This is a genomic window from Exiguobacterium sp. s161 (assembly GCF_018619045.1).
GTDB lineage: Bacteria > Bacillota > Bacilli > Exiguobacteriales > Exiguobacteriaceae > Exiguobacterium_A > Exiguobacterium_A indicum.
Map to the genome: position 1 here is coordinate 90,106 of NZ_JACSNH010000005.1, position 20,491 is coordinate 110,596.

General features: G+C 46.2%; 22 protein-coding genes. 4 read left to right on the forward strand and 18 right to left on the reverse strand.

Features of this window, described 5'->3' with window-relative positions:
• Positions 1–16: 16 nt before the first annotated feature.
• From argF to KNQ14_RS16810, 8 genes are read right to left on the reverse strand one after another with little or no spacing between them, the layout of a single operon-like run.
• Positions 17–946: an ornithine carbamoyltransferase gene (gene argF, locus KNQ14_RS12995; protein WP_214861265.1), complete on the reverse strand. Its 930-nt coding sequence runs from the start codon at positions 944–946 to the stop codon at positions 17–19.
• Positions 943–3,975: a carbamoyl-phosphate synthase (glutamine-hydrolyzing) large subunit gene (gene carB / locus KNQ14_RS13000; protein WP_214861268.1), complete on the reverse strand. Its 3,033-nt coding sequence runs from the start codon at positions 3,973–3,975 to the stop codon at positions 943–945. The genes argF and carB overlap by 4 nt, the downstream gene beginning before the upstream one ends.
• Complete coding sequence (locus KNQ14_RS13005; protein WP_214861270.1) at positions 3,965–5,023, reverse strand: carbamoyl phosphate synthase small subunit; 1,059 nt, start codon at positions 5,021–5,023, stop codon at positions 3,965–3,967. The genes carB and KNQ14_RS13005 overlap by 11 nt, the downstream gene beginning before the upstream one ends.
• The gene (locus tag KNQ14_RS13010; RefSeq protein WP_214861272.1) at positions 5,020–6,165 is read right to left on the reverse strand and encodes an acetylornithine transaminase; all 1,146 of its coding nucleotides are present in this window, start codon (positions 6,163–6,165) and stop codon (positions 5,020–5,022) included. The genes KNQ14_RS13005 and KNQ14_RS13010 overlap by 4 nt, the downstream gene beginning before the upstream one ends.
• Positions 6,131–6,904 carry an acetylglutamate kinase gene (argB, locus tag KNQ14_RS13015; RefSeq protein ID WP_214749659.1) on the reverse strand — a complete coding sequence of 258 codons (774 nt, stop codon included), beginning with the start codon at positions 6,902–6,904 and terminating at the stop codon, positions 6,131–6,133. Before argB ends, KNQ14_RS13010 begins: the two co-directional genes overlap by 35 nt.
• A complete protein-coding gene (gene argJ / locus KNQ14_RS13020; RefSeq protein WP_035398822.1) occupies positions 6,901–8,118 on the reverse strand; it encodes a bifunctional glutamate N-acetyltransferase/amino-acid acetyltransferase ArgJ in 1,218 nt (405 codons plus the stop codon). Before argJ ends, argB begins: the two co-directional genes overlap by 4 nt.
• 30 nt (positions 8,119–8,148) lie before the next feature.
• Positions 8,149–8,751 carry an Asd/ArgC dimerization domain-containing protein gene (locus KNQ14_RS16805; RefSeq protein WP_371743358.1) on the reverse strand — a complete coding sequence of 201 codons (603 nt, stop codon included), beginning with the start codon at positions 8,749–8,751 and terminating at the stop codon, positions 8,149–8,151.
• Positions 8,752–9,180 (reverse strand): hypothetical protein, encoded by a 429-nt coding sequence (locus KNQ14_RS16810; RefSeq protein WP_251138404.1) that lies wholly within the window; start codon positions 9,178–9,180, stop codon positions 8,752–8,754.
• 507 nt (positions 9,181–9,687) lie between these two features.
• Between KNQ14_RS16810 and nhaC the strand changes: the two genes are divergently transcribed.
• Together nhaC and KNQ14_RS13035 are read left to right on the forward strand one after the other, a co-directional pair.
• A complete protein-coding gene (gene nhaC, locus KNQ14_RS13030) occupies positions 9,688–11,064 on the forward strand; it encodes a Na+/H+ antiporter NhaC (RefSeq protein ID WP_214749664.1) in 1,377 nt (458 codons plus the stop codon).
• A 259-nt stretch (positions 11,065–11,323) separates the two neighbouring features.
• On the forward strand, positions 11,324–11,533 hold the full coding sequence (locus KNQ14_RS13035; protein ID WP_023467214.1) for a DUF3006 domain-containing protein: 210 nt from the start codon (positions 11,324–11,326) through the stop codon (positions 11,531–11,533).
• Between the two features lie 91 nt (positions 11,534–11,624).
• On the opposite strand, the gene KNQ14_RS13040 is transcribed toward KNQ14_RS13035, so the two are convergent.
• The 5 genes from KNQ14_RS13040 to nfsA form a co-directional block, all read right to left on the reverse strand.
• Positions 11,625–12,077, reverse strand: coding sequence for a hypothetical protein (locus tag KNQ14_RS13040; protein ID WP_214749667.1), 453 nt, complete (start codon positions 12,075–12,077; stop codon positions 11,625–11,627).
• Between the two features lie 2 nt (positions 12,078–12,079).
• Positions 12,080–12,625: a TlpA family protein disulfide reductase gene (locus KNQ14_RS13045; protein WP_214749670.1), complete on the reverse strand. Its 546-nt coding sequence runs from the start codon at positions 12,623–12,625 to the stop codon at positions 12,080–12,082.
• Positions 12,626–12,773: 148 nt separating this feature from the next.
• The gene (locus KNQ14_RS13050) at positions 12,774–13,484 is read right to left on the reverse strand and encodes an NAD(P)H-binding protein (RefSeq protein ID WP_023467211.1); all 711 of its coding nucleotides are present in this window, start codon (positions 13,482–13,484) and stop codon (positions 12,774–12,776) included.
• A gap of 156 nt (positions 13,485–13,640) precedes the next feature.
• Positions 13,641–14,882, reverse strand: a complete 1,242-nt coding sequence (locus tag KNQ14_RS13055; protein ID WP_251055879.1) for an LCP family protein — start codon at positions 14,880–14,882, stop codon at positions 13,641–13,643.
• Positions 14,883–14,897: 15 nt separating this feature from the next.
• A complete protein-coding gene (gene nfsA / locus KNQ14_RS13060) occupies positions 14,898–15,644 on the reverse strand; it encodes an oxygen-insensitive NADPH nitroreductase (protein ID WP_023467208.1) in 747 nt (248 codons plus the stop codon).
• A 144-nt stretch (positions 15,645–15,788) separates the two neighbouring features.
• Between nfsA and KNQ14_RS13065 the strand changes: the two genes are divergently transcribed.
• Positions 15,789–16,700 (forward strand): hypothetical protein, encoded by a 912-nt coding sequence (locus KNQ14_RS13065; RefSeq protein WP_035398827.1) that lies wholly within the window; start codon positions 15,789–15,791, stop codon positions 16,698–16,700.
• An 88-nt stretch (positions 16,701–16,788) separates the two neighbouring features.
• Here the strand turns inward: KNQ14_RS13065 and KNQ14_RS13070 are convergent, their stop codons facing one another.
• A complete protein-coding gene (locus KNQ14_RS13070) occupies positions 16,789–17,052 on the reverse strand; it encodes a hypothetical protein (RefSeq protein WP_023467206.1) in 264 nt (87 codons plus the stop codon).
• 128 nt (positions 17,053–17,180) lie between these two features.
• Here KNQ14_RS13070 and KNQ14_RS13075 point away from each other — a divergent pair, with 128 nt between their 5' ends.
• Positions 17,181–18,020 (forward strand): GNAT family N-acetyltransferase, encoded by an 840-nt coding sequence (locus KNQ14_RS13075; RefSeq protein WP_035398871.1) that lies wholly within the window; start codon positions 17,181–17,183, stop codon positions 18,018–18,020.
• Here the strand turns inward: KNQ14_RS13075 and KNQ14_RS13080 are convergent.
• The 4 genes from KNQ14_RS13080 to KNQ14_RS13095 form a co-directional block, all read right to left on the reverse strand.
• Positions 18,009–18,944, reverse strand: coding sequence for a hypothetical protein (locus KNQ14_RS13080; protein WP_214749676.1), 936 nt, complete (start codon positions 18,942–18,944; stop codon positions 18,009–18,011). The two genes, KNQ14_RS13075 and KNQ14_RS13080, sit on opposite strands and share 12 nt — an antisense overlap.
• Before the next feature lie 112 nt (positions 18,945–19,056).
• Positions 19,057–19,416 (reverse strand): hypothetical protein, encoded by a 360-nt coding sequence (locus KNQ14_RS13085; RefSeq protein WP_050678267.1) that lies wholly within the window; start codon positions 19,414–19,416, stop codon positions 19,057–19,059.
• A 28-nt stretch (positions 19,417–19,444) separates the two neighbouring features.
• Complete coding sequence (locus tag KNQ14_RS13090) at positions 19,445–19,897, reverse strand: GNAT family N-acetyltransferase (RefSeq protein WP_238987954.1); 453 nt, start codon at positions 19,895–19,897, stop codon at positions 19,445–19,447.
• A 47-nt stretch (positions 19,898–19,944) separates the two neighbouring features.
• A complete protein-coding gene (locus KNQ14_RS13095; protein ID WP_035398833.1) occupies positions 19,945–20,460 on the reverse strand; it encodes a GNAT family N-acetyltransferase in 516 nt (171 codons plus the stop codon).
• Positions 20,461–20,491: the final 31 nt, after the last annotated feature.

The window sequence follows — 20,491 nt, forward strand, 5'->3', positions numbered from 1 at the left end:
ACCGAGTCTTTTATAGTTATCCAAGTAATGTGACGAGCAACGCTTTTTGTGCGTGGAGGCGATTCTCGGCTTGATCGAAGATGACAGATTGCTTGCCATCGATGACGTCTGCCGTGACTTCCTCACCGCGATGCGCCGGCAGACAATGCAGGAAAATAGCTTCATTCTTCGCTTGATTCATGATATTGGCATTGACTTGATATCCTTCAAATTCTTGCAAACGCATCGTCGCCTCTTCTTCTTGTCCCATACTCGCAAAGACATCCGTATACACGACGTCCGCACCACTTGCCGCTTCCTCGGGATCCGTCATGACGATGATGTTTCCACCCGTTTCCTTCGCGATGACTTGTGCCTCATGAACGACTTGTGGATCAGGAGCATACTCCGCCGGCGCACAGATGCGGACTTCCATTCCACTGAGCGCTCCACCAATCATCAGCGAATGCGCCATGTTATTTCCGTCCCCGATATATGTCAAAATCTTCCCAGACCGGTTTCCAAATGTCTCTTCGATCGTTAACAAGTCAGCAAGCACTTGGCACGGATGATGCAGATCCGTCAATCCATTGATGATTGGAATCGTACCGTGTGCCGCAAGCGTGTCGACGATCTCATGACCGAACGTCCGGATCATGAGGGCATCGACGTAACGGCTCATGACTTGAATCGTATCCGAGAGCGGCTCCCCCCGCCCGATTTGCATATCTGCTCCACTCAGTACGATCGGATGTCCACCGAGCTCGACAACACCCACCTCAAATGATAGACGTGTTCGCGTCGATGCCTTTTCAAACAATAAGGCCACTTTTTTATGGCTTAATGCGTTTTGGTAGACACTTGGCTGATGCTTGATATCTTTCGCGAGCGCCAATAGCTCCGTCAATGCTTCCGGCGTCAGTTCCGCCATCGTCAAGAAATGTTGTAGTTGTTGCATCGTCTTCATTTTACTTCCTCCTTGATCGGCTCTGTCCATGTATGAAGTGGCTTCACAGCATAAGGGGACTTTTCTGTCGCTTGTAGATGATAATGTGCTAGTTCAGGTTCTGTCAGAACTTGTACCCCGGCAGCAAGCGCTGCTTCGCGACTCGCTTTTTCTTCTGTCACGTGCGAATAGAAAATCGCACATTGTGCCCAGTCGATCGTTCCATCTAACGCTACACCCGTTCCGAAAGCCTCTGTATCTGCTCCAGCAACGATGACGTCTCTTGTCGTCAAATGTCGTTTCGTCGTTTCGTCAAAGATAAAACGTTCCAGCGCCAGTCCGTCTGTCGTCCATTGCAGCGTTTCACCTGTCGAACGCATGACGGGACCTGTTTTCGGATCGACGCCCTGTAGTTTCAACGTTGAAAAAACAGGGGTCTTGACGGCATGGAAATCAAGTTTCGTCTGTTCCGTTGGTAGTGCGACCGCTTGACCGACCGCAGCTTGAACTGCCCACTGCAAGATCGGTTGACCTGTTACTTTGGCGACGATCGGTAACGTTCGGGAGGCACGCGGATTGATTTCTAGCACGTAGACTTGATCGTCATGCAAGACGAATTGGATATTGTACGCTCCTTTATAATCCATTCGTTGCCCGATCATCTGTGCGATTCGCTCGATTTCGCTCTGAACGGTAGCGTTGAGCGATACAGGTGGCAGAATCATCGTCGAATCTCCAGAGTGAACCCCTGCCCGTTCCAATTGCTCCATCAAAATCGGAACGTACGTCGTTGTTCCGTCCGTAATGCAGTCGACTTCGATTTCCTTTCCTTGGAGGTAGGCATCCACGAGGACCGGGAATGCTAATTCGGAAACGATCGTCTCTAATTGCTCTTGATCGTGGATGATATGCATTCCTTTACCTCCAATGACATAGGAAGGACGAATCATAACCGGATAACCAATCGTTGTTGCGACTTCTATCATTTGTTCGTGCGTCGCCACTTCTTGTCCCGGAATACGATCGATACCAATGTCATCTAAAAATTGATAGAACCGCTCACGGTCTTCCATTTGATCGATGACATCTGCCGTCGTTCCGAGAAGATGATAACCGGCTTTCTCCAAACCAGACGCAAGCGCAATCCCTGTTTGTCCTCCGAACTGGACTAAAACGTCTTCGCAATCCTCTGCTTCTAGCACATGCATGACGTCTTCAAGTGTCAACGGCTCGACATACAGGCGATCTGCGACTTCGAAGTCGGTCGAGACGGTCTCCGGGTTATTGTTGATCATGATTGTTTCGTAACCGGATGCTTGTAATGCACGTACCGCGTGAACGGAACAATAATCAAATTCGATTCCTTGACCGATCCGAATTGGTCCCGCACCGATGACAGCAACTTTCTTTTTCGTCGATGCTGTGACTTCCGTTTGACCACTCCAGTTTCCGTAGAAATAAGGCGTCGCACTCTTGAACTCACCTGCACATGTATCGATCATATGATAGACAGGGAGGATGCCTTTTTCTTTACGTAAGTGCTCGATCTCTACAGCACTGACACCCGTCAGAAGCGCAATCTGTTCATCCGTAAAGCCCATCATTTTGGTTTGCTTTAGAGAACTTTCATTCGATACATCGATTTTTTGTTGCTGATCGACAAGACGTTGAAGTACTTTGACGAATAAAGCTTGTACTTTCGTCTGTTCAACGAGTTCTTCGACGGTCGTCTCCTTGCGATCGAGTAGTGCGAGCATCGCAAGCAAGCGACGGTCCGTCGGAGCCTTTATTTCTTTCCACAATACGTCAGCCTCCGCTGTTTTCATACATGTCGGATAAAGAGGTGATTGCTCAACTCCCGCACCGCGCCACGCCTTTTGTAACGCTTCTTCTAGCGTCTTCCCCATCGCCATGCTCTCACCCGTCGCCTTCATTTGTGTTCCAAGCGTCCGGTTACTGCCGGTAAATAGATCAAATGGGAAACAAGGCACTTTTGCCGTGATATAATCCATCGTCGGTTCAAAACTCGCCATCGTCTCTTTCGTGACAGGATTGATGCAATCGTCGAGTCGCTCACCGAGCGCAAGACGTGTCGCTAATTTTGCGATCGGATATCCCGTCGCCTTGGAAGCAAGTGCCGAAGAACGACTGACACGCGGATTGACTTCAATGACGAAATAACGTTCTTCCGTCGGATGGATCGCGAATTGTATGTTGCATCCACCGATGACACCGAGATGCGATACGATTTTACGCGCTTCCGTCCGCAATTGTTGATTCATTCGATCCGAAATCGACTGAATCGGTGCAAAGACGACCGAGTCCCCGGTATGGACACCGACAGGATCGATGTTTTCCATGTTACAAACGATGATCGTCGTATCTGCGCTGTCACGCATGACTTCGTATTCGACTTCTTTATAGCCAGCGATACTCACTTCAACTAAACACTGTGAAATTGGACTCGCTTGTAAGCCGTTCTGCGCTAACAGACGTGCATCGTCCTTCGTCACTGCGATTCCGCCGCCCGTTCCACCGAGCGTAAAGGCTGGTCGGATGACGAGTGGTACCCCGTGTACTGCCATGAATTCCTCAAGCTCTGCTAACGACTCGATCGTTTGACTTTCCGGGAGCGGTTGCGCGAGTTCGATCATCTTTTGCTTGAATCGTTCACGATCTTCTCCGTCTCGGATCGTCTCAAGCGAAGTTCCTAGAAGTTCGACACCGTATTGTTCAAGTACGCCTGCTTCTTCGAGTGACATCGCAAGATTGAGTGCCGTTTGACCGCCGACCGTCGCTAGGAGATGGGATGGTCGATCTTGTTCGATGATGGCCGTTGCTTTTTCAAGAGTCATCGCCTCAATATAGACATGATCTGCCGTGCTCGGATCCGTCATGATAGTAGCCGGATTCGAATTCATTAAGATGACCTCGCATCCCGCTTCTCGAAGCGCCTGACAGGCTTGTGTGCCGGAATAATCAAATTCTGCTGCTTGCCCGATGACGATTGGACCCGAACCGATAACGAGTACTTTCTGTTTATCCCACATATGCTACCTCCTGATGTAATACGCTATTTACGAATTGATCGAAGACGACCATCGCCTCTGTTGGTCCTGGGCTCGCTTCTGGGTGAAACTGGACTGTCATGATTGGCAGAGCCGGATGAATCAATCCTTCAACGGACCCATCATTGATGTGTTCGTACGCAAGTTCCATCTCAGACGCTTCGATGCTTTTAACATCAACGGCATAGCCATGATTCTGAGATGTCATGAACACTTGCCCGGATGCTAGATGACGTACGGGATGGTTCGCTCCTCGGTGTCCATGATGTTGTTTTAATAAGGTACAACCAAACGCATGAGCGAGAACCTGATGTCCCATACAAATACCAAGTGTCGGATAGCTCGTCGCCAGTTCATGGATTCCTGAAAGGAACGGGTCTAGTTGCGTCGGATCACCAGGTCCGTTGGAAAACAGTAGACCATCTGGCGCCAGCGCTTGAATCCGTTCCGGTGTCGTATCATATGGCACGACCGTTACACGCATATGGCGTTCAAGCAAAGTATCAATCATCGATTGTTTCACGCCGTAATCGATACAGACGATGTGCCCCTGTTCGACTTCCGGTACGTATTCGATGTTTGAAGTCGTTGATACTGAAGCGATGTATGCTGTGTCGATTGACGCAGTGACAGTCATATCTACTTGCATCATGTCACCGAATTGATCGCCTTCCGTCCGTAATAGATGCACAAGAGAACGCGTATCGACTCCCGACAAAATCGGCACATTCGCTTCGCTCAACCAGCTCGCGAGTGATGTTCCTTCCCCGTCCTCTGCTAATGTTTGAACGATGACACCAGCGACTTGAATCTGGTTGCTTTCTGACGCTTCCGCTTGAATACCGTATTGACCGATCAACGGGTATGTGAAGACAAGAATTTGTCCTTGATAAGATGGATCCGTCAAGACTTCCTGATATCCTGTCATTCCTGTAAAAAAGACGACCTCTCCTTTGACTGGAGCTGTTCCTTGCCACGAACCGGTAAACGTCGTTCCGTTCGCAAGCGTTAGTTTTCCGGATTGTTTCATACGATGACCTCCTGTTGACAAACGAGTTGTATTTTTTCGATGGCGTCCATGAGTTCCTGTTCCGTTACGAACAATGATGGCAATAAGCGAATGACATGAGGACCAGCCGATACGACGAGAAGACCATTCTCACGTAAGGCGTCAATCAGCGTTGCAACAGGCATCACACACTCGATACCAATCATCAAGCCACGTCCACGAATAGAACTCACGATCGACTTGGGTAATTTATTTTCTAGTTGTTGACGTAAATATTCGCCTTTTCCTTGAACGTCTGCCATGACAGTGTCATTTAACAAAAGGTCAAGTGTGGCTTCCGCAGCTGTCATCGCGAGTGGATTTCCACCAAAGGTCGAACCATGCGATCCAGGTGTGAATACTTCCGCCGCCTCCTCCGTCGCGAGTAACGCACCAACCGCGAGTCCACTCCCAAGTCCTTTCGCAAGAGTGATGATATCCGGTACGAGGGGTGTTTGTTCAAATGCAAAACGAGATCCCGTCCGACCGATGCCGGTCTGTACTTCGTCGACGATGATTTTGACATCGTATTGTTGCGCCTTCTTCATCAACGCTTCTAGCCACGCATCGTCGGCGACGACGACTCCGCCCTCTCCTTGAATGATTTCGAGCCATACGGCAGCAGTTTGTTCCGTAATCGCTGATAAGCTCTCCATCTCGTTAAACGGTAGATGTTTGAAGCCATTTACCATCTCCCCGTATCCCGCCTTGATTTTCTCCTGTCCTGTTGCGCCCATCATCGCAAATGTCCGCCCGTGGAAAGATTGTTTAAACGTGACGACTTCCGTTTTCCCTGTCCATTTTCGAACGAGTTTGTACGCCGCCTCGTTTGCTTCCGCACCACTGTTACAAAAGAAGGCATGACTGAGATGACTGTCTTCCGTCAGTCGCTCGGCGACCCGCTCTTGTGCCGCGATTTGAAACAGATTCGACGTATGCCAAATTTGATTCAATTGTTCCTCTAGCCGTTGCTGAATATAAGGATGACGGTGTCCTGTGTTGCATACAGCGATTCCCATGATGAAATCCAGATACGTCTTGCCTGTCGCATCTTCTACGATCGACCCTTGTCCTTTGACCAATTCCACATCAGTACGTTGATAAGTGGGTAGTAGTGCACTCATGTAATTCCTCCTTGATTCGTGTCCCTGCAGCTAACGCATTTTTCCCAGACCGAATGACGACCTCTGGAATACCATGCTGAGTGGCCTGCATCATCGCTTCGACCTTCGGAATCATTCCCCCGTAGATTTCTCCCAACGCTATCGCAGCTTCGATGGCTGCAGACGTGATTTCTGATTGATAGTCACCGTTTACTTTTACACCCTCGACATCCGTCAACAATTCAAATCGGTCGACAGACCAAGCCTTCGCGACAGCAATCGCACACGCATCCCCGTTACTGTTCAATACACCTTGCTCCCCTGTGACAAGGGATGTGACGACAGGCACATAGCCATTCGTACTCAACACCGTGAATAATCGTGGATGAATGTGCGTGATCTGACCGACTGCCCCGAGTCCTTTGATCGTTTTACCATGGACGCTTGCTCCGTCTAACCCGCTCATCCCGACGGCAGGAATCCCTGCTTGATTCAACTGCTGGACGATCCCGGATTGGACTTCCCCTGCTAAGATCCGTCGTGCCCCGAGTAAGACACCATCCGTCGTTACACGGACACCGTTTCGAAACACGGGTTTGATTCCCTCTTGTTCACAGTAACTCGATAGAAGAGGACCGCCCCCATGGACGATCAATAATTCGTTACCGGTTTCGACCCACGCTTTCCATTCCTCGAAATACCGCGCATCCAGTTGCTCCAACACACTACCACCTAGTTTGATGACTTTTCGTTTCGTCATGTCCGGTAACTCGCATTGATTTTGACGTAATCGTACGTCAGGTCACAGCCGTAAGCGTGTCCTTGTCCTACTCCATCATGCAAATCGATATGAATATGGACATCCTGCTTTGCCAGTTCCTGCGATGCAACTGCTTCATCGAATAAGACAGGCATGCTCTGTTGCAACACCCACTGCGAACCAATTTTGATGTCAACGTTTGATACATCGAGTGGCTCCTTAATACTTCCGACAGCAGCGATGATTCGTCCCCAGTTCGCATCTTCCCCAAAGATGGCTGTTTTGACGAGAGACGATCCGACGACTTGTTTGGCGATCATTCGTGCTACTTCATCGGTTTGTGTTCCCGCTACCGTCACCTCAATCAACTTCGTCGCGCCTTCCCCGTCCCGCGCAATCTGTTTCGCTAAATCTTGGCAAACCGTTTCGATCGCCTGTTCGAATGCCAACGCTTCGTCCGTGCCTTCAACGATCGTTGCGCCCCCTGCAGCTCCGCTCGCTAAAATCATGACCATGTCATTTGTCGAACTGTCTCCATCTACGGTAATGCAGTTGAACGTCCGATGAATCGTCCGACGCAACACCGTCTGTAAGACATCCGGTTCAATCGTTGCATCGGTCGTCAAGAAACCAAGCATCGTCGCCATGTTCGGATGAATCATCCCTGATCCTTTCGCCACGCCACATACTGAAATTTGGACATCCCCTTGCATGTATTGTTGACCAGCTGTTTTCGTACCAGTATCGGTCGTCAGGATCGCATGAGCAAAATCATCCGCGGCATCCTTGTCATTTGTAGGCATCAGCTGTGGAATACCTGCCAGTAACGTATCAATGGCTAACGGTTGACCGATGATCCCTGTTGAAGCAATCGCGACTTGTTCTGGAGCAACATTTAAACTTTTCGCCATCGCTTGTTGCGACATATACGCATGGGATAACCCTAGTTCCCCTGTACACGCATTCGCATTCCCGCTGTTAACGAGGACGGCATGAATACGACCTTGTGACGCCTGAATCGCTTGTTTCGTCACGGTGATTGGTGCTGCTTGCACCTGATTCGTCGTATAGACAGCTGCAGCGCTTGCTCCTACTTCACACCAGATCAGACCTAAATCCTTCCGCTTTCGTTTCAGACCCACATGTATTCCCGATGCTTGAAATCCCTTCGGTGTCGTGATCGTCAATGGGGTCTTTACTTGTACTTGCCACACAGGCGTTCCTCCTCTTTCTTTTTCTCTTGATTAAATGTAGATCGGCTGTTGCGTTAAACCGGATGTCTCATCAAAACCAGCTAGAATGTTGGCATTTTGAACGGCTTGTCCGGCAGCTCCTTTTTGCATGTTATCGATGACTGAAACGATGGTCACTCGCCCTGTCCGATCATCCTTATAAACGGTCAAATCACAGTGATTACTCCCGACGACGGATTTGATTTCCGGATCAGCCTGTTGGATTCGGACGAATGGTTCCGTTGCATACTGGTCCGTCAACCAAGATCGCCACTCCGTTTCCGATAAATCGATCAACGGCTGAACCGTCATAATCGCCATGATGCCTCGATTGATCGGTAGTAGTTGGGTCGAGAACGTAATCGGATGCGATGATCCGGTCCATTCGAAAAGCGCCTGCTCAATTTCCGGGATGTGCTGATGCTGATTCACTTTATACAAGCGAACGTTTTCGCTTGAATGGACATGATGCGTTTGTGCCGTCAACGTTTTCCCTGCTCCCGTCAGACCAGAAGAAGCTTGAATGATGATTTGAGATGGATCGATTTTTTTCTCTTTTAAGAATGGTGTTAGTCCAAGCAAAACTGCTGTCGCGTAACAGCCTGGATTCGCAATCTATTTGCTCGCAGTAACAGCTTGACGATTCCATTCTGGTAATCCATAAGTTGCTCTTTGTTGCAACTGGGCATCAATGGGTTCCTTGTCATACCACGTTGCATATGCTTCAGCTGGAAGTCTCAAATCGCCACTTAAATCAATGACGTAACCGGACCAGTTTTGAAGTTGTTCTAAGTAATGCTTTGAAATCCCACTCGGTGTCGCTAAGAACACCATATCCGTATCGGTTTCCATCAAATGCTCCACCGAAAAGGAAGATAACGAGGAATATGTTTTTTTATTCATAAATGGGAATACGTCATGCATGGATTCCCCTGCCATCGAGTCACTCATCAAACAGATGATCTCAAATGAAGGATGTGACTCTAGTAGGCGAATCAGTTCAATTCCGGTGTATCCTGTTGCTCCGATGATGGTACATTTCATATCTGTACGCTCCCCTTCAAAGAATGTTATACCGATTTAAACATATGTATATTTATACTGTCAATTGAATTTTTATTAGTTTTTATACAAAAAAAGAAGCGTTGAAGCGATTGTCTTCTATAAGACAGTCCCTTCAACGCTTCTTTTATACGCACCTACTTAACGCTTTTCCGCACGTTGCGCTACGAGATGATCAATCCCAAATACGCCTGCACCCATAATCGCGACGACTACTACAAAAATCAATGTAAACATATGTATCCTCCTCATCGTTCACAAAAATGTCATTTGATACTTCTTATTGTGCAAGATTTGAGCTAAAAAAGAAAGCGTTTACGACAAAAAAACGTCACATTTTCGTTTTTTTATATTTTTCATAGAAACTCTTATGGTTGACGTCCTCCAGAATATTCGTTAATATTACGTTTGTTCAACGCTTTTGTGCATAAAAGCGTGTTAGCAACAGAGAGTCAACATACTTTCATATTCATATAAGGAGGTGGAAGCATGCGCATGTCATTCCGTGAATCCGCAGCTATCCTAGGAATCAGTATCATCATCTTATTGTCCGCGTTATTCGGTGCTAAAGCCGAACCGCATCTTGCCATCTTGTCCAGTCTTATTTTCGTCTCAGGATATGCCGTTTACCGGGGTTTTAAGTTCGAGGATGTCGAACACCATATGATTCAAGGTATTCGGGAAGCCATCAAACCGATCCTGATCATGTTGCTCGTCGGTATGACGATTGCGGTCTGGATGATGAGTGGCGCAGTGCCGACCCTTCTCCATTTTGGTTTATCTACACTTTCAGCGACTTGGTTCGCACCAAGCGCTCTTCTGATTGCGATGGTCGTCTCGACCTTTACAGGTAGTTCGTTTACAACGATCGGTACGGTTGGTGTTGCCTTGATGGGAATTGCAATCGCACTAGGCGTTAATCCAGCACTTGCAGCAGGCGCTATCATCAGTGGAGCCTGTTTCGGAGATAAGATGTCACCTTTATCAGATACGACGAATTTCGCACCAGGAATCGTCAACGTATCCGTATTCGATCATATTCGTTTCATGATGGGGACGACGATTCCCGCTATCACGATCACATTCATCTTATTCTTCATCTTCGGACGTAGTAGTGGAAATGTCGATTCGTCAGCTGTTCAAACGACACAACAAGAGTTAGCTCGTTTGTTCGACTTGTCACCTTGGACATTGCTTTCACCATTGCTCGTCATGGTGTTAGCATTACGTAAGATGCCGGTCGTCCCAACACTTGTTGCTGGCGTTTTAAGTGGATTGTTGTTAACAGGTTTTGTACAAGGAAACTGGAACATCTCGAACTGGATGGCAGTCATTCAGAACGGATTAAAATTAGAATCGTCTAGTAAGACCGTCACGGCAATCATTACTAAAGGTGGATTGCAATCGATGATGTGGTCCGTTTCACTCGTCATGCTCGCGCTCGCTTTCGGTGGCGTCTTGCGTGGTATCGGTGTCATCGATGTCGTCATTGAACGAACGGTTTCCCGATTGAAGCGCGATGGCAGCATCATTTCATCGGTTGCCTTATCATCGATCGGTGTTAACTTCATGGCTGGAGAGCAATACTTGTCCATCTTGCTTCCGGGTCAAGCATTTAAGAAAATCTTTGAAGAGCGTCAGATTGATCCGCGTTTCCTTTCTCGTTCACTCGAAGATGGAGGAACACTCGTCAACCCACTCATTCCGTGGGGAGTTTCTGGAGCATTCTTTGCTTCTACTCTTGGTGTCCCGGTAACTGAATACATCCCGTTCGCATTCTTTTTACTCCTTTCACCATTGTTTACGTTTTTACTCGCATTTCTTCGTCCAACGAAAATCGAAACAAAACAATCTCTCGCTTCTTAAGTCTATTTCATATTAAAGATCCGATATGTCCTATCGGGTCTTTTTTTCTTACCAGTATCTCCTTTATTTCCTGTTAAATACGTCAGATTTAAGACGAAAACGGCTTGGAATCACGTTTTTTTAAAGAATCATGTGTAAAGATGAAATGAACTGGGAATATACCAAACATAAGATTAAAAATTACAAAGAATGATAGAGAGAGAGTACGTTCCTGATCGACCAAGGGATGACTTCGATGTAATTTGTGGGAGGAGTTAATATGATCAAACGTGGTACGCTGGAGCGACTTGACGGCAAATATGCTGTCCTGCTATGGGAAAATGGTTCAAGTTTCATTCCACGACGTTATTTACCACCTGAAGCAAGGTTAGGCGATACGATTATTTTTGACGGTACAACCTATACGTTAGATGTCAGTAATTCATCACCCTCTTCCTTTCAAACATTTTCGTTTCGGCAAATGGGTTGATGATCGATAAAAAGCCATTCAGTACCATGAATTGACTATAGAGAAGGAGTTTCTCTCATCAGTCTTTCATGAAATGAATGGCTTTTTCGCTTTATCTACGCACATATAGGGAGTGACCATGACAAGATGGGCAGGAAAAGTGATCGATATCGGATATTTCGATTCGCTCTAGTATCGTCTGATCATGTGGGCATTCGTAAAGTGGTTGAACGACATCTAGTTGTAAAAATAGGGCACACCAAAACCGATTCGAAAATCGGTGACAAGTCGGACAGTGGTATAAATCCAATTGATACGGTACCCAATCATCCGCTAATTCCTCCTGATAAAGCTGATAGTGCTGAATTAATCGAAATCGATTCCAGTCGTCTACATACGTCCGCTGTAAAATCGGTTCATGCATCGACGGAACGAACCAAAGCGGGAGACCTGTCATGAACGCTTCGACCCCTTGCGTCAAGACAGCAGGAAATGTCGGCCAACCATCTAGTTGACCGAGTTGGAATGTTTGTCGAAAGGAGCAGTTGTGGCATAGGAGTTCCATTGTCATCCTCCTGTTCGTTTCACCATCTCTTTTAACATCTGTTCCGTTACAGGACCGATGTGCTTTGAAAGAATCTTTCCTTTCCGGTCTAATACATAAGTCGCTGGCATTGCTACGAGGCGATAAGCATCTTCTGACGTTCCCTTTCGATCATATAACACAGGATATTCAACAGGTGTCTGCTTCAGAAAATCGGCAACATCCGAAACACGTCGTTCTGATGTCGTGACATTGATCCCGTAAACGGGTACATCTGTATGTCGTGCAAAGGCATTTAGTTCTGGAATCTCTTGTTTACAAGGTGGACACCACGTTGCCCAAAAATTAATGACAAAGACATCATGATTGATTTCGTCAAGATCGATGGTTTTTCCTTCTTGATGTAAGGATAGATTCGGGGCTTCCATCCCTACTTCGAGACCACCTTGTGATACTTGTTTTTGTTGTTGCTCCACTTTTTTTTGTTTCGCATCATATGTTTGATAACTTTGATAGGCAATACCGATAATAGCAATCGCTAGGATCAGATAGACCAACGGTTTTTTCACATCTAACCCCCTCCTTCTTTGTTCAGTGTAGCAGACTTCCTCTTTTCGACTATCTACTTTTATCAACAAAAAAGCGAACTCTTCCGTCTTATATGCGGAAATGAGTTCGCTTCATTTTAGAGAATTCACGTTTTAACGAGACACACGGTTAGTTAAAACGTGGTAATTGTTTTTTGACTTGACGGTTATCTTTAACGCTACCGACAGCTTCCGCTCCCCCTAAGGCCTCATTCAAGGAAGTCTTCCCTTCCTTGACTTCTAGACGTCGATTGAATACCGATCGATTATCGACAGAAGCAACGAGAATCGATGCGACATCCGTTTCCGAAATCGTCGCGTCCTTCGTGTCCTTCAAATCTTCATCGGCTTCAATCAAGCCACGTCCTTCACCTGTTGTGATGGCAACCGGACAAATGATCGTATACGTCAAACCACTATGTTCAATCTGCTCCTCTGCTGCATTCTTAGCAGCATAGAACGGATAGACATCTTTCTTGAATTGCTCAGGTCGATCTGCACCATAAGCGCTCAGTAGCACGAAATGACGTACTCGCGCTTTTTTAGCTGCATCAATTGTTTTCAAAGCGACTGTTCGATCCAGCAGTTCTATTTCAGTTGCTTCGCCGTCTACTCCTGCGGTCGCCGCACAAATGACTGCATCCTGCCCTGCGACTCCGTGCTCAATGACTTTTTCGAGTTCTGTTTCGATATCGACGTAATGCGCCTTGACACCGAGTTTTTCGAATCGTTCCACCAGATGTTCATGACGAACGATGACCGTGACCTGATGACCCTTGGCAAGCGATTTGACGACGCGCGCTCCAATCGTACCGGATGCACCTACGACTAGTACTTTCATATGGGGGGTCCCTCCTCGATAAGTTAGTCACCTTCGTGGAATGTCGTGATGTCATGTCCAAAAATCATCGATTTCAGAGATAACCTAAAACAATCCACCAAAGGAGCAACGTACATCAATTTATACCCGCAATGACCGGAAGGAAACCCCTTCCCTTTAGTTCTTCAATGTGCCATAAAACGTCGTATCGAGCTGATCACGTAGTTCTTGCAGTGCCTTCTCATTCGGTAAATCATAGAAAATACCATTCAGTCGCTGACTGACCGCCTCGATTTCATAATGTTTTCGTTCTGACATCAAGGCAATCGATAACCCTGCCGTTGCCATCTCGCGGACGCTTAAATCGAGGTTCATCTCTTCTTTCATATACGTGTGCGCTGCTGGAATTTTCGACCATCCAGTCGGCTTCATCAAGTGTGTCGCGACGGCTTGGATGACTTCCGACTGACGATTCGCGCGCGCTCCGTCATTATCCGTTTTTCGATGTCTTGAATAGGCAAGTGCCATCGCACCATCCATATGGTATTCCTTCCCTTTTTGGAATGAATACTGATTTGCTTTCCCACTCGCATCCTGCTCGGAGAACGTTCCTGTCGAGACAAGGTCGATTCCGCCGATTTGATCCACTAATCCGATGAAACTATCGAAGGAGATGACGATCTTTCCATCGATTTCTTCATCGAGTAGACCCGAAACAGCATCTTGCGTACATTCTTCTCCACCGAAGGCAAAGGCATGTGTGATTTTATCCTTCTTTCCATTCTCACAGGAAATCGGTGTATACGTGTCTCGAGGAATCGACGTCAGTTGAATCGTTCGAGAAAGTGGAATGAATTGCATGACCGACAGGGAGTCTGAACGTGATCCACGCAACGACTCTCCAGGTCGTGCATCACTACCGATCAATAAGAACGTGAATGGTTGTGAGGCAAAAAGAACGAATGCGATGAGCAACAATAAAAATAGCCCAAGAAGCTTTCGTTTAAAACGACGTTTTTTCTTGATTTTTTTAGGATGAGCTTCGCGTGAAGAGACGTCAGGATTCTGCTGTACCGATTGCTCTGATCGACCCGCCTTCCTCGAGCGTCTCGAGCGTTCCCGATTAGCAAACAATCGTGATCCGGCACCCCCGATCATCTGTGCGACCTGTTTAAGCATGCCGCTCCCGGAACGACGCGATGTACTTTTTCGATCTCGCGGTTGCTCTTCGACATATCGATGGTACGTAGCCGGTTCTTGCTGCTTCTCAAAGGATTCTTGAGAAAATGATTCGTCCGGCGCGTACGCTTTCGAAAAAGCTTCTTCTTGCCTAGCCTGCTCTTCTTCTTGTCTAGCTTGTTCTTCTAACTGCATACGTCGTCGCTCCAAGCGAGAGCGGTGTGGTTGATGTTCTGCCATTCAGATACCTCCGTATCAATCTTTTGCGATCTGTTTCTCTTTCAAGAACTCGCGGAGATACGTCCGTTTCGGTTCGTGCATCGAGGCAGCCATCTGTTTGACCCACCCTTCTGTCCGTTGACCACCGGTCCGTTCTCCGTAATACGATGACGTTGACTCTTCGTATCCTGTCAGTAACTCACGCATCGTATCGTCATCAGTATACGTATTCCGGTGGAAGACCGCATCCATCGGAAGGCGGGGTTTTTTACCCGGTTGTTGATCCGGAAGACCGACCGCGACTCCGAATAATGGTACAACGTGATCTGGAAGTTGTAAGAGTTCGCTGACACGACGAGCATCATTTCGTAGTGAACCGATGTAGACCGTTCCGTAGCCGAGCGACTCGGCAGCTACGACTAAATTTTGAGCGGCAAGTCCCGCATCGACAGCCCCTACGACAAGCGCTTCCGTCGTCTCGATCGTCCGGCTCACGTCGCCTCCTGCTAGTTCTGCCGCTAACGTATGTTTGTGGTAATCCATACAAAAGACGAAGAAGTAACTGTTTTCTGCCACATATCGTTGACCACTTGCAACGTCGACTAATTGTCGTTTCAATCCTTCGTCTTCGACACCGATGATCGCATAGGCTTGCTGATAAGAGGATGTCGAGGCAGCTTGTGCAGCTTTTATGAGTGTTTCAATCGTCTCTTCGTCTAATTGATGTTGTTTGAATTTCCGGATTGACCGGTGGTTGAGTAAATGTTGAATGGTTTCATTCATGTGTAATCGTCCCCTTCTGTAATGAGTCTTCTTATTTAAGATAGTCGTCTCTGACTAAAAAGCGCAAATGAAGAGGTTCGGTTTATGAAAAAAGCGGGAATTGAATAGTGTTGTACTGTGCTTTTCTTGCGAAGGAGGGCGATCATGAGAATACGGAAACTGCGACTCTTACTAGAACAATATGGCGATACGACCCTTCGCGATATCATCGTCGAAATCTATCGTCAACTCCCGAGACAAGTCATCGAAGAGAAAGAGTTCGACGCCATGTTGACACAGTTCGTGAAGTATAAGGATTTGCAAAAAGAACAGGAACAACCGACCGTCGAACAGACGATTGCTCAGACGGAACGGTTTATTCAATTAGCATACGATCTCCAGTACCTTGAGCCAAATCCGATCGTACCGCTTCGCGAACAAAAGAATTGGTATATCACCGCAAAACGCCTGTTGAAGCATTTACGCCATTACGCTCATCGTAAAAACGGAACCCGGATTGCCTTTGAGGAATTTTTCTTTCTTCTTTCGTCGGCTGCCGGGGAAGAACCTTTATTTTTAAGTAATGATCCGTTTCGATTATTGAAAGTCTCGCAAGTCGATTTTTTTCAAGAATTAGTCGGCTATTATAAAAATGATAGTCATGGTGTCGAGTGGATGGAACGCGCCCTCTATACAGCGTTGAAGGTTCCGATGGACGTCGATACCGAGCGCAGTGACCTTTTGCTTGCCGTACTTGCCCATTGCGAGAAACCCGAACATCAAGAAGCATATATCCATTGCTTGAATGCGCATGCTAAAAAACTACAGTCGCATGTTCGGATTGATGCAGACGCTTTATCCACCTATCAAGAAATTCGTTTCGCAGAGCTACATGCTCTTATTTCCCTACGCGCGTTAGATCGAGCGGAGACGATGCTTTTCACTGAATATATCCCATATTTTTCGCATCGCTCGACTCCGTTTCGATATTACCTCGATCTCCTCGAACGTGCTGGACTCGAACAAGAACACGAACGAATGGCACGCGTTGGTCGAAAAAAACGAATTCATTTCTAAGAGTAGATTCTTCTTATTCACACGTAGTAGACAATAAAAGGCAAGTGACGATGGAGTCGTCACTTGCCTTTTATTAGTCAGATTCATTTCAATCGGAGGCATTGACGATGCCAAGTCCAACTGTTGCGAGTAATGCAATACAAGCAAATAGGAATGCCATGTCGTTCGGTGAATCGAATCCTTCATAGATCGGTTCTTTTCGATCGACGATAATATGACTTTGTGCTCCATAATCGCCGTATGTCGTAGACATACTGATATCAGGCTCGTCATAATCCTTTGCTTCTCCTACTGTCGCATCAGCGAGAAGTAAAAAGAGTGTTAATCCAATCACGCCCCAAAGATATTTCATAATCAATTAACCTCATTTTCTTAAATAATCCATCTACTTTCCGTTTCAAAAACAATATATAAATACCTTTAATTTACTGTAAAATAATAGGTGAATAAACTTCATATAATTAAAGGAGGACTATGATTTTGTCTATCGTACATTATAATCAACTGTCACGGAATCAAAAACGACATGTTCACCAACTATTACAACATAATCAATGGGCACACGACATTCCTTTTTTTCAATTACTTGAAGGTCATCAATTCGTTTATCTCAAACATGATCTAGTCTATGCGACTCTTGGTTATCGTATTTCAAATGAAATGACTTGTCTGATGAACGGTGCCTACTCAAATATCTCCGCATTTCACCTTCTTGCGAAACACTTACATGAGTATCTTGTTCGTCAAGGTGCCCAACAAATTAAAGTACAGGTCGTTCCGCCTCAAGATGGTGCGCTATCATCGGTTTGGAAAACACTCGGATATACACTTTCTGCTGAACAATTTCGCTTAATCGGAATTTCAAATGACCGTGTATCATCTTTACGCTTTCAACCTATACATGCCCGTAATCAAGAATTATACCTCACTCTTCGAAATCACTCTATAAAAGGATGTGATCATCTTTTTCCATATCATCAAGAACATTATGAACAATTCAGCCATTCAAACACATCACCTTATTTAATATACGACCAACAATTAGTGATCGGTACACTGCTCTATCAAAAATATGGTCGTACGATTCGTCTCCTTGAAATCACGTGTTTGCCCGAGTTGAAATATCAAGGTTACGGTCGGCGAATTCTAGATACCTTTCAAGCCAAATTGTGTAAAGCAAACATCAAGACGTTCGAAACCATTTTTCATTCCACAAACTTAGATGTGTTGAGACTATACCAAAAAAGTACATTTTGCGATATCCAACTTTTTTCTCATTGGCATACGTTTCAAGTTCAAAATAAATCGTTAACCACGTAATCGTTCAATCACTTCATCGTATTCAGGTAACACATACTCCGCATCCATTTCCCGAAAATCAACATGACCCGTTTTACGAAGCACTAGCCCCATCTCGTACAACTGTTCGATATAGGCATCTCCCCATGTCAAGGCAAGTCCAGGTTGGTGATTATGAAAAGCAAGCAAGGCATCTTCAATCATTTCAGAAGCAATGGACGCTTGCATCACACGGTTCAATAAAGATTGGAACAGTACGGTTTGTCGTCCGATCAGCGCATAAAACGGGAAATAATGTTTAGCATAAACAAACGTCGCTAGATAGGCATCCGCCTCAATCGTCTTTAGTAACAATGGTGAAGCGGGACGTTGTAATCGTTCTGCAAGTCCAACGGTCGCCTTGCATTCGCACAGCTGATCCAGCACTCGAACCGTCAACTCCTCTTCGATATCGAGCAATAAGACGAGATCAAGTAGACTCAATTCATGCGTCTCCATGAATTGATCACTGCGTTGAAGATGCATCGTATAAGTAAAGTCCAGCTTTTCAGCAACAAGTGCCCACAACTCGGAATGGCGCGCCGCATATAGACCTACCGGAAAGTGAAGGGGTTGGCGGACAATCGAGCGATGCCCTTCAAGTGTATAGACTTGATTGACGTCTAGACCGTATGCTAGCAGCATTTCGAGTAACTGCTGACGATTTTGACACGTGACGAGTGTTTGGAACAGACGATCGACTTCGACGAGTGGTTGTTTCATTTCAAGCGCTATTTTTAAATGAGCAGGTGAATCCTGCTCTAGCGCCCGCTTAATGAATTGTAAGGCCTGTTGTTCCGCATCGTTCAGTTGGGCAACATGTGTCCGAAACATTTCGATGTCAAGTTCCCGGAAGGCTTGTAACGCCGGTGCAATTGATTGATTTTTTATAAAGGGTTTCCACATGATTCCCTCGACCTCCTCATTCCAGTATCTCTTCGTAGTGTACGCAATATCCTATCGTCTTGAAAGCAAAAAATGGAGAATCTTCCGTCGTTTCAGGAAGATTCTCCATTTTTTATTTTTTACCGACTTTTAAATGAGCGTTTCGAAAGACGGCATCTTGTTTTCCTGTCTTTTCAACACTTGTTCCGACAGATCCCAGGTATTCGATTTCATCCTTTGGCTGAATGAACTCATATGTGATAGCAGGTTCACCCCGAAGTCGAACGTGTATGATTTGTCGATGTCTTAAAGAGAATGATGCGCGCACTTCAAGAAAGGAGGAAGCTGATAAATCATGTTGCCGCTCTAAAATCGTCATCAACTCTTTTTCAGAGTCACGATAGTTCCCCTGCAATTGAGCATACGAAATACCGACTCCTAAAGATAGGATACCAATTAGACTAAGAGCGAAAATGACCAGCACTTTCTTCATGACTGATCCACCTCCGAAAAAGTTCATTCTACTTATTCATCGGTTCATCGATCGTCGACGTGAAGTCTTTTTTTGAATCCTTTGCGTGAAACTGCATGTCCACATGTGGAATATCATCTTCTAAATAAGGGTCGGATACGGTTTCGAAACCAAACGATCCGTAAAACCCTTCTAGGTGTGCTTGTGCCTGTAAGTAGATCGCAGCTTCTTTCTGCAAATGCACCATCGCTCTCTCCATCATTTGTCTCGCTAACCCAACCGATCGGTGAGCATGGTGAACAGCTACCCGTCCAATCGCGACTCCTTTTGTCGGGTGATCGTACATCCGAAGACATCCGACGATTTGACCACTCTCACTCCGGACGATTAGGTGTGTCGCTTGTTGATCTTGATCATCTAGCTCCGGATACGCGCACTCCTGCTCGACGACGAAGATATCCGTCCGTAATTTCAAAAGTGCATATAAGGTATCAGGTGTCATGGAGTGAAAAGACGCGAAGTTAAATTCGTACATAAAAACTCTCCTCTTTAGTTACGACAAAGTCGTGATAGTTGTCCAGCGTAAATCGTGACAGGAATGCCTCTAAACACCGTATCTTTTTCCCAGTTCAGTCCGTTGGCACGAGCGACGTTTTGCGAAGCATGATTATCGGGATGAATGATCGAGATGATTCGATCATGCCCTCGATTGAACGCCTCCATCATTAATTGTTTTGCTGCTTCACGACCATAACCGACTTTCCAGTGCTTTGGTTCGAGCCAATAACCGACCTCTAACTCTTCTTTCCCATCGACTTCCTGCATCAATAATCCGGCGAAGCCAATCGGTTCATTCGTTTCTTTTATGAACAACAGTAAAAAACCAGTTTGTCGCTCATCCGAGTATCGCTCCAATTGCCGTTCGAACCACTCTCGTGCCTCATCTTCACTCAAGGCAATGCCTCCATTGATATAACGCATGACTTGCTCATTTTGAACAAGTGACTTATAAAAACTGAAATCTTCTTCTTCAAACGGTCGCATCCATAAACGTTCACTTTCCATCGTCATCGCCTCCTTCTATACTTCTCTTTTC

What these genes read in the sequence shown, in the direction of transcription:
- KNQ14_RS13095 (WP_035398833.1), bottom strand. Translation starts at nt 20,460, where the DNA reads ATGGAAAGTGAACGTTTATGGATGCGACCGTTTGAAGAAGAAGATTTC.
- KNQ14_RS13005 (WP_214861270.1), bottom strand. Translation starts at nt 5,023, where the DNA reads ATGAAACAATCCGGAAAACTAACGCTTGCGAACGGAACGACGTTTACC.
- argF (WP_214861265.1), bottom strand. Translation starts at nt 946, where the DNA reads ATGAAGACGATGCAACAACTACAACATTTCTTGACGATGGCGGAACTG.
- KNQ14_RS16810 (WP_251138404.1), bottom strand. Translation starts at nt 9,180, where the DNA reads ATGAAATGTACCATCATCGGAGCAACAGGATACACCGGAATTGAACTG.
- KNQ14_RS13085 (WP_050678267.1), bottom strand. Translation starts at nt 19,416, where the DNA reads ATGAAGAAAGTGCTGGTCATTTTCGCTCTTAGTCTAATTGGTATCCTA.
- KNQ14_RS13050 (WP_023467211.1), bottom strand. Translation starts at nt 13,484, where the DNA reads ATGAAAGTACTAGTCGTAGGTGCATCCGGTACGATTGGAGCGCGCGTC.
- nfsA (WP_023467208.1), bottom strand. Translation starts at nt 15,644, where the DNA reads ATGAATGAAACCATTCAACATTTACTCAACCACCGGTCAATCCGGAAA.
- KNQ14_RS13055 (WP_251055879.1), bottom strand. Translation starts at nt 14,882, where the DNA reads ATGGCAGAACATCAACCACACCGCTCTCGCTTGGAGCGACGACGTATG.
- KNQ14_RS13065 (WP_035398827.1), top strand. Translation starts at nt 15,789, where the DNA reads ATGAGAATACGGAAACTGCGACTCTTACTAGAACAATATGGCGATACG.
- KNQ14_RS13040 (WP_214749667.1), bottom strand. Translation starts at nt 12,077, where the DNA reads ATGGAACTCCTATGCCACAACTGCTCCTTTCGACAAACATTCCAACTC.
- KNQ14_RS13010 (WP_214861272.1), bottom strand. Translation starts at nt 6,165, where the DNA reads ATGAGTGCACTACTACCCACTTATCAACGTACTGATGTGGAATTGGTC.
- KNQ14_RS13080 (WP_214749676.1), bottom strand. Translation starts at nt 18,944, where the DNA reads ATGTGGAAACCCTTTATAAAAAATCAATCAATTGCACCGGCGTTACAA.
- KNQ14_RS13070 (WP_023467206.1), bottom strand. Translation starts at nt 17,052, where the DNA reads ATGAAATATCTTTGGGGCGTGATTGGATTAACACTCTTTTTACTTCTC.
- carB (WP_214861268.1), bottom strand. Translation starts at nt 3,975, where the DNA reads ATGTGGGATAAACAGAAAGTACTCGTTATCGGTTCGGGTCCAATCGTC.
- KNQ14_RS13035 (WP_023467214.1), top strand. Translation starts at nt 11,324, where the DNA reads ATGATCAAACGTGGTACGCTGGAGCGACTTGACGGCAAATATGCTGTC.
- KNQ14_RS13090 (WP_238987954.1), bottom strand. Translation starts at nt 19,897, where the DNA reads ATGACACCTGATACCTTATATGCACTTTTGAAATTACGGACGGATATC.
- argB (WP_214749659.1), bottom strand. Translation starts at nt 6,904, where the DNA reads ATGACGAAACGAAAAGTCATCAAACTAGGTGGTAGTGTGTTGGAGCAA.
- nhaC (WP_214749664.1), top strand. Translation starts at nt 9,688, where the DNA reads ATGCGCATGTCATTCCGTGAATCCGCAGCTATCCTAGGAATCAGTATC.